We start from the raw sequence: 9,106 nt of genomic DNA, 5'->3' as shown, positions 1-9,106 counted from the left end.
GAATGGTTTCAAACCCTCTCCATGCAATATAGGCAGCATTACATAGAGTTGCCACAATCAGAAACGGTTTCTTTAGCTTTCTCCATCTGCAGGCAAGTAAATAAAATACGAGTAAAAATAGAAATAAAAGAATCGTAATCACAATCTTAGCATTTCCATTTGTTATATGAAACATCATTTCCATCTTGTCCACCACCTCTTTGATCTATATATACGAAGGAGGTGCTTGTCCCTATTCCAATAAGTCTAGCAAACTAGGAACCTTTTTTGGAACGAAAAGTTGGCAGGAATGAAACAGGGGGGATCGAGCATGTCAAAGTCAGTTGCTGTATGAAAAGAGGCCGCTGAAATATAGTACCTTTTCAGTGGCCTCCTTCATCATGATATGGTTGGGATGCTCATTTCTTCCTTAGTTGACCGAAATTACAATACTTTTGTTGTCCACGTTTCGCAGTTCCAAACGTCTGTTACGAGACCTTCATAAAACTCCGGTTCATGGGAGATAAGAAGGATAGTCCCTTTATACGCTTGTAGCGCACGTTTTAGCTCATCCTTTGCATCCACGTCTAAATGGTTAGTTGGTTCATCAAATACGAGGACATTGGTTTGTTTGTTGATGAGTTTACAAAGGCGAACCTTAGCCTTTTCTCCGCCGCTTAGTACCTCGATTTTACTCTCGATATGTTTTTGTGTTAGACCACATTTTGCTAGCGAGGATCGTACTTCATATTGTGTAAAAGACGGAAAGGCATTCCATACTTCTTCTATACATGTATTGTGGTTTTCTTGTTTGATTTCTTGTTCAAAATAGCCAATCTCTAAGTAATCACCGAGTTGTACGGAGCCGGAAATCGGCTGGATTTCTCCAAGAATACTTTTTAGTAATGTTGTTTTCCCGATTCCGTTTGCACCGACTAAAGCAATCTTTTGCCCGCGTTCCATGCTAAGTGTAAGCGGTCTAGAGAGCGGCGCATCATAGCCGATAACAAGATCTTTTGTTTCGAAAATAAGCTTTCCTGCCGTTCTTGCTTCTTTAAAGCGAAATTCCGGCTTTGGTTTTTCCTTTTCCAATTCGATAATATCCATTTTGTCCAGCTTCTTCTGCCGTGACATCGCCATGTTTCGCGTAGATACACGTGCCTTGTTGCGCGCTACGAAATCTTTTAACTCTGAAATTTCTTGCTGCTGCCTTTTATATTGTGATTCTAGCTGTTGTTTCTTTACTTCGTAGACAGCTACGAAATTATCATAATCACCAACGTAGCGATTTAATTCTTGATTTGCCATATGATAGATTAAATTGATTACACTGTTAAGGAACGGAATATCATGTGAAATTAAAATAAAGGCATTTTCATATTCCTGTAAATAACGCTTTAACCATTCTATATGCTTTTCATCCAAATAGTTGGTCGGTTCATCGAGAAGAAGAATATCTGGTTTTTCAAGGAGTAGCTTAGCCAGTAACACTTTCGTACGCTGTCCGCCGCTTAAATCATGCACGTCGCGTTCAAGGCCAATATCATCTAAGCCAAGACCACGCGCCGTTTCTTCTACTTTGGAATCGATAATATAGAAATCGTGATTGGTAAGCATATCTTGCAGGACGCCGACTTCTTCCAGCAGTTTTTCTAGCTCCTCAGGAGTAGCTTCGCCCATTTTCACATACATTTGATTCATTTCTTCTTCAATTTCAAATAAGTACTGAAAGGCACCTTGCAGTACGGTGCGAATCGTCATGCCTTTTTCTAGAACGGTATGTTGATCTAAATAGCCAACGCGTACTTGTTTGGACCATTCTACTTTTCCTTCGTCGGGCTCAAGCTTACCTGTAATAATGTTCATAAAAGTTGATTTTCCTTCGCCATTTGCGCCGACTAAACCGATATGTTCTCCTTTTAATAAACGAAAGGATACGTTATTGAAAATAGCACGGTCGCCAAAGCCATGTGTTAAATTATTAACAGTTAAAATACTCATTTCTTATGCACCTTTTTCTTTGTATTTGGGTAACGGGTTATTTTCCGGTTATTTCGTATGAGATAGCTATCTAAGTTTAAAAATAAAAGGAGGGATCTTTATCCCCTTTTTGATTATATCGGAGTTAGCAGGTACTGAAAAGACAAGGTTATCGTTCTTTTCGTAAATTACATGTAGGAGCCGAATGAATCCCCAAGCTACGAGGCGTTTTATGTGTGTTAGGTAGGGGGGCTCTTTATAATAAAGAGTATGCACAATTTAATTTTCAGAGAAAACGAGGGATGTTCACATGACGAAATTGGCGCAGATGGAAGGGCTGCAAGTTAAAAAGTATATTCGCTTTCGTAAAGATCCACTTACTTTTCTATATGATACTCATACATTAGGTGATATGGTCGCTATTAATCCAAGGGGAAAAAATGTTTCGTATATTGTCCATTCTCCAGAAGCGGTGAAAGAAATATTAACGACGAAAGAGGAAGCGTTTATAAAAGGGGCATCAGCAAAGACGTTTAGCAAAACGCTTGGAAATGGAGTTTTGACGAGCGAGGGGGATGAGCATCAAAGGCAGCGAAAGCTCGTGCAACCAGCTTTTCACAAAAAGAAGATAGCTTCTTACGCGGATGCTACGGTGAAGTATGCGAAGGAGCTTGTAGATACTTGGAAGGACGGAGAGCGTGTACCCATTCATACGGATATGATGAACTTAACGCTGCGAATCATTACAAAGACGATGTTTGGGATCGACATGAAGGAACAATCATCAAGCGTCGCAGAGGCAGTGAATGCAATTATTGAAAAGACAGCGTCAACCCTTCTTTCCCCTTTTCCGATTGTTGACAAACTACCTACGGAAAAAAACAGGAAGGGCAATCAAGCGGTTAAGGAATTGCACGCGTTAGCCGATTGGCTCATGGAGGAAGCGGAGAAGCAGGAAGAGGACCATATGTTACGTATGCTGATGCACTCTACTTATGATGACGGAACGCCCCTTGCCAAGCAGGAAATTCGTGATCAAGTCGTTACCTTTCTCATTGCAGGGCATGAAACAACGGCCAATGCACTTACATGGACACTCGTACTGCTCGCAAAGCATCCACAGGAGGTAGAAAAGTTGCAGCAGGAACTTTCCGGCGTACTGGGCGGACGATTGCCAACTTTCGAAGATATGCCAAAGCTTACGTATAGTAGTCAAATTGTGCAAGAAACATTGCGCCTCTACCCGCCGGCGTGGATTATTTTGCGAGAGGCAATCGAAGATGTAGAAATTGCAGGGGTTCCATTTTCGAAAGGGTCGACCTTCCTCATTAGTCCGTATGCGGTTCACCGTAACCCGCATTTCTTTGAGCAGTCCGAGGAATTTGTACCGGAGCGTTTTTCGAAAGAGCGAAAGGAAGCTATTCCAAACTATGCGTATTTTCCATTTGGGGCAGGCTCGCGCGGCTGTATCGGCAGTCAATTTGCGATGATGGAGGCCGTTCTCATTCTTGCCGTTGTGATGCAAGCCGCGAAGCTATCGATTGCGGATGAGACGATAACGACCGAGCCGCTCGTTTCTCTTCGCGCGCACGGGCCAGTAATGATGACCATTTCTAAATAAAAATAGTATAAACAAAGGGCCGTTTTCCTGTAATTTGAAAATCAGGGTTTGCGAGAACGGTCCTTTTTCTGTTACTCTTTTTAGAAGAAGCCTTATTTTTATACTTTTTTCTGCCATTCTATCCATACATAGCTTAGGAGACAGAGGATATGAACAAACCTGCACTGATTGCAATGAAAATAATATATGCGGTAGCAATCCTTTTTTTCCTAGCTGCCTTTTTAAGTACGTTGCTTGATTTTTCCTCTCTCGTTCGTCTGAAACGAGATGTTTTATTTATGTCACTTCGTGCAGTTGCTTCGATTGGAATGGCTGTCGGAATTGGTGCCATAGCCTGGACTATGAGATCATCCCGTTCTTATATCTGGATCTTACTTGGACTTGCAACGGTGGTCCGCCTTGCATGGGTATTATGTATGCCAACGACCATTTCATCCGATTTTGCCGAAATGTATGCCGCGGCTAGGCAGGCAGTATCGGGAGATTTTAGCTTTAGTAGCAATCCCTATTTTAGCGCGTGGGTCTATCAAATTGGCTTTACGATGTATGAAGCAGGTATCATCAAGCTATTTGGTGATCATGTTCTTTTACTCAAAATTCTAAATATCATATATAGTTCGGGAACGGTTTTTCTTATCTACGGAATTGCAAGGAAGTTCCATGAATTAGCAGGAAGAATGGCTGCGCTTTTGTATGCGATTTATCCGCCTGCCATCGTTATGTGTTCAGTATTAACCAATGAACATATGGCCATTTTCTTCCTATATGCTGGGTTGTATGTGATTATTGAATATGGAATAATGAAACCACGCATTTGGCTGTATGCCGGTATATTACTAGCGATTGGCGATATGATGCGACCGATAGGAAGCGTCGTTTTATTAAGTATTGGTTGTTATGTAGCATTGCTGCTTATGATAGAAAAGGTTAATCGCAAAGCAATGGTAAGTAGATTACTTGCTATTGTCATCGTATTCTTTGCTATGCATAATCTCGTAAGCTATTCCTTACAGTTTGCCGGTGTAACGAAGTATCCGTTGACGAGCCGGGAACCATATTGGAAATTCATGGTTGGATTAAATAACGAAACGAACGGTCAATACTCAGCCGAGGACGAAAAATATGTTGATCAATTTCCAATTGGTCTGGAGCGAGATACAGCGGAATGGAAAATGATTTCACAAAGATTAATGGACAAGGCTCAAGTAGCGAAGCTATTTTTAAAAAAATTCACGATTTTGTGGGGCGGAAATGATGCGTCCCTTTATTGGAGTATGGAGGGCTTAGATTATCCAAGGCTGAAAGACTGGCTCTTTACATATGAACGTCTATTATATAGTAGTATACTTTTATTTGCAGGAATCGGCTCGTTTGCTATGCGAAGAAGAAACCGGATAGATCCTGTTCTTATGCTCGTGTTCCTTATTCTTGGATACGCAGCTATTCATTTATCTATAGAAATTCAGACAAGATATCGCTCCTTCTTGCTGCCGTCCTTTGCGATTTTGTTCGGCTATGGTCTTTCGTATATGCAAGAAAAATGGCTTCCTTATCATCGAAATACTCCTTAGGAGGATACAATATGAACCATGAAAAAATTGAATCCATTTGCACGGGATTACATCATACACTTGAAAAATATCATATTCCTTACATGTTTACAAACGAAGTAGCCCTTATGTTGCAAGGAGTCACAATAGAGGAATCATTCCCAATCACCATTGAGGTGCAGTGGGATGTGTTTTCATCTGTACATGAACATTTTGATGCGTACGTTCCGTCAGAAATCGAGCGTACCGATCTTGAGGCAAGCTTTCAGTTTCGCACGGACGATGTAAAGGTGATTATCTACTGCCATTTTAATACGACTGTGCGTACGAACCCGTACCGGATGGGCGTACCGTATCAAGACGTAGTATTCCCTTGTCATTCTCTTTATGCCTATTTATATTTCCCGCAAACTGCATATAGTGAAAGAATCCATGAAGCGCTACTACGTCAGCAGCAGCTTCTAACTGCGCAAAATGAGCGCGCATGGAATCAGAACAATTATGAGGCGCTTGTGCATCGGTACGGGGAGCCAAGTAGCATTGCCAAGAAAATTAAAGAGAATCCAAAGTGGCGCCTCTATCCATTTTATAAATATATGAACGATGTAGAAGGCAAGAAAGTCATGCATTTGATGGGATCAAACGGGGTGAAAGCAGCCGCTCTATCTTTGCTTGGGGCAGAGGTAACGGTCGCTGATTTTTCACTAGAAAATCAGGCCTTTGCAACGGCAATTGCCAAGGAAGCAAAGGCGCCTTTTTCATACATTGTGTCAGACGTTCTTTCGTTGCCGGAGAAAGTAAAGCTTGCCGAGTATGATATTGTATTAATGGAGCTTGGTGTGCTTCATTATTTTATCGATTTGAAGCCGCTTCTGCAGGTTGTGAAGCAGTTACTTCGTCCTAACGGAAGATTTATTCTCCATGAATTTCATCCGATTTCTACAAAGTTGATCACATCTACTGGTAAAAAGCATAACGTAGTTGGAAATTATTTCAATCCAGCAGTTGAAAGCGGCAACGTTGCCTTTACGAAGCATGTAGCGGATGAAAAGAAGGAATCCTTGGAAAAGGTTGTGCAGCGCAGATGGACAATGGGCGAGCTTATTACTGCTGTAGCGCAGGAAGGTTTACTGATAGAAGTATTAGAAGAGGAACCGAATCATAAAATTCATGATATCGGCTTACCGAAAACATTTACTTTGATAGCAAGAAACGTGAATGTAGTTTAAGGTTACAGGAAAGGATGTTTCGATGAGTAAAACAGTTGTACTGGCAGAAAAGCCATCGGTTGCTCGCGATATTGCGCGGGTATTGAAATGTAGTAAAAAAGGAAATGGGTATGTAGAAGGGGATAAATACATTGTAACGTGGGCACTTGGGCATTTGGTTACCTTGGCCGATCCAGAGAGTTATGATGATAAATATAAATCGTGGCGAATAGAAGATTTACCGATGCTGCCGTCTACGCTAAAGCTTGTTGTCATGAAGCAAACGAGCAAGCAATTTCACGCGGTTAAGGCGCAGTTGCTTCGTAAAGACGTGCAGGACATCGTGATTGCAACCGATGCAGGACGCGAAGGTGAACTTGTTGCACGATGGATTATTGAAAAAGCTCATGTTAACAAACCGCTTCGCCGCCTTTGGATTTCTTCGGTAACCGATAAAGCAATTCAAGAAGGCTTTCGGAAGCTACGTGATGGAAAAGAATATGAAAATTTATATCTATCTGCCGTAGCGCGTGCCGAGGCAGACTGGTTTGTTGGATTAAATGCAACGCGTGCTCTCACATGTAAGCATAATGCACAGCTATCTTGTGGCCGCGTGCAAACTCCGACAGTAGGTATGATTGCAAAGCGCGAAGAAGAAATTAAAAATTTTAAGCCAAAGTCATTTTATGGCACTGCTGCAATGGGAAAAGCCATCAAGTTTATTTGGCAGGATGCAAAAACGAAGGACGTCCGCACCTTCTCCAAGGAACAAAGTGATGCAGTACTTAAAGCTGTGCGCAATCAACAGGCGAAAATCATCGATGTGAAGAAAACGCATAAGAAAGCCTATGCTCCTCATCTATATGATTTAACTGAATTACAGCGAGACGCCAATCGTATTTTTGGGTTTTCTGCGAAAGAAACCTTATCTATCATGCAAAAACTATATGAACAGTATAAAGTGTTAACTTATCCGCGGACGGATTCTCGTTTTCTTTCAACAGATATGGTTGATACATTAAAGGACCGGGTAGCAGCCGTTAATGTAAAACCTTATGCAAGAATTGCCTTTAAATTGTTGCAAAAGCCGATTCAAGCGAATAAATCGTTCGTTGATAATAGCAAAGTATCCGACCATCATGCGATTATTCCAACGGAGGAGACGGTGCTATTAAGTTCATTAAGTGATAAGGAACGAAAAATTTATGATTTAGTCGTGAAGCGGTTTTTGGCCGTTCTCTCTCCCGCATTTGAATATGAACAAGTAACGGTAACGGCTGCGATTGGAAGCGAAACCTTTATCGCAAAAGGAAAAACCGTACTAGCACAAGGATGGAAGGAAGTATATGATAATCACTTTGATGATGAGGAAAAGAGTGATGGATCTGAGCAAGTCCTTCCACAAGTAACGCAGGGTGAAGTAATTCCGATTTTAAACGTCGTGCAAACAAAGGGAGAAACGAAACCGCCTGAACCTTTCAATGAAGGAACGCTGCTTACTGCAATGGAAAATCCAGCTAGTTACATGAAGAATGAAAGTAAGGATTTAATTGCTACCATTGGGAAAACAGGCGGACTTGGAACGGTAGCAACGCGCGCTGATATTATTGAAAAGCTATTCCATAGCTTCTTAATTGAGAAAAAAGGAAAGCATATTTACATTACATCTAAAGGAAAGCAGCTATTAGAACTCGTACCAGAAGGGCTGAAATCTCCTGCACTCACAGCAGAATGGGAGAAAAAACTAGAAGCCATTGCAAAGGGAACCATTTCAAAGAATGTATTTATGAAAGAAATTCGTGACTACACGAAGTCAGCGGTTCATGAAATTAAAAATAGTACTCATAAATTTAAACATGATAATGTATCGACAACGAGATGCCCGGACTGCGGAAAGCCGATGCTTGAGGTAAATGGGAAAAAGGGACGCATGCTCGTTTGCCAAGACCGTGAATGTGGTCATCGCAAAATGTTAGCAAGAGTATCGAACGCAAGATGCCCAAATTGTCATAAAAAGATGGAGCTACGTGGCGAAGGAGAAGGACAAATTTTTGCATGCAGCTGTGGTTACCGTGAAAAGCTCTCTGCCTTTAAAGCACGTACGAGTAAAACGAAGAACAGTAGTGCAACAAAACGGGATGTAAATCAATATTTAAAGAAGCAAGATGACGAACCTATTAACACAGCATTAGCAGATGCACTTGCAAAACTAAAATTAAAGTAAAACAATAATGCCGTTTTACAAAGAAGAGCGTGTTTTCGCTAATGAAAACATGCTCTTTTTCTATTGTTGAACCGGCTACTACAAAAAAATATATTTAGATGAACCTTTTTTGATTGTAACAGTCTTTTTATTTGGAAAGAAAAAAGCTAGGAGAGGGAAGATAGTAAAGGGAGCTAGGACTTTTTAAAATAAAAATGTATAGGATTGGAGTTATAAAAATGAAGTATCAAATTTTACAAATGATAAATCAGTGGGCAGGGCACTTTACGTGGCTGGATTGGATTATGGTTTTTGTTGCAGATAATGCCCAAATTATTTCTGTACTGATTATCGTGCTCATGTGGTTTAGTAGTAGGAAACCAGAAACTCGAGAAAAAAATCAGCGAACAGCAATTTATATAGGAATAGCTGCAGCGATTGCCTTGTTCTGTAACTTAATTATAAATAAGATGTATTGGCATGCTCGTCCGTTTGTCGATCATCAGGTACATCAGTTGATTGCTCATTCGGCTTCAGAGTCTTCCTTTGCAAGTGACCATACCAT

Annotated in this window: 7 protein-coding genes; 5 read left to right on the top strand and 2 right to left on the bottom strand. The window is 41.0% G+C overall.

Annotated elements, in window-relative coordinates:
- Together AC11ZT_RS13290 and AC11ZT_RS13285 are read right to left on the bottom strand one after the other, a co-directional pair.
- Nucleotides 1–184 (bottom strand): hypothetical protein (locus tag AC11ZT_RS13290; RefSeq protein ID WP_484060058.1); only part of this gene is annotated, 184 nt, incomplete at its 3' end.
- A 239-nt stretch (nucleotides 185–423) separates the two neighbouring features.
- The gene (locus tag AC11ZT_RS13285) at nucleotides 424–1,980 is read right to left on the bottom strand and encodes an ABC-F family ATP-binding cassette domain-containing protein (RefSeq protein ID WP_484060057.1); all 1,557 of its coding nucleotides are present in this window, start codon (nucleotides 1,978–1,980) and stop codon (nucleotides 424–426) included.
- A gap of 289 nt (nucleotides 1,981–2,269) precedes the next feature.
- Between AC11ZT_RS13285 and AC11ZT_RS13280 the strand changes: the two genes are divergently transcribed.
- From AC11ZT_RS13280 to AC11ZT_RS13260, 5 genes are all read left to right on the top strand, one after another.
- Nucleotides 2,270–3,580 carry a cytochrome P450 gene (locus tag AC11ZT_RS13280; protein WP_484060056.1) on the top strand — a complete coding sequence of 437 codons (1,311 nt, stop codon included), beginning with the start codon at nucleotides 2,270–2,272 and terminating at the stop codon, nucleotides 3,578–3,580.
- 149 nt (nucleotides 3,581–3,729) lie between these two features.
- Nucleotides 3,730–5,151, top strand: a complete 1,422-nt coding sequence (locus AC11ZT_RS13275; protein ID WP_484060055.1) for an ArnT family glycosyltransferase — start codon at nucleotides 3,730–3,732, stop codon at nucleotides 5,149–5,151.
- Between the two features lie 11 nt (nucleotides 5,152–5,162).
- Entirely contained in the window at nucleotides 5,163–6,359 is a 1,197-nt protein-coding gene (locus tag AC11ZT_RS13270) for a class I SAM-dependent methyltransferase (RefSeq protein WP_484060054.1), read from the top strand.
- 22 nt (nucleotides 6,360–6,381) lie between these two features.
- Nucleotides 6,382–8,562, top strand: a complete 2,181-nt coding sequence (locus AC11ZT_RS13265) for a DNA topoisomerase III (protein ID WP_484060053.1) — start codon at nucleotides 6,382–6,384, stop codon at nucleotides 8,560–8,562.
- A 218-nt stretch (nucleotides 8,563–8,780) separates the two neighbouring features.
- Nucleotides 8,781–9,106, top strand: a 326-nt coding sequence (locus tag AC11ZT_RS13260) for a phosphatase PAP2 family protein (RefSeq protein ID WP_484060052.1), incomplete at its 3' end; no start/stop codon positions are given.

It is taken from the genome of Ectobacillus sp. (assembly GCF_056992975.1).
This window is presented reverse-complemented; position numbering and strand designations above follow the sequence as displayed.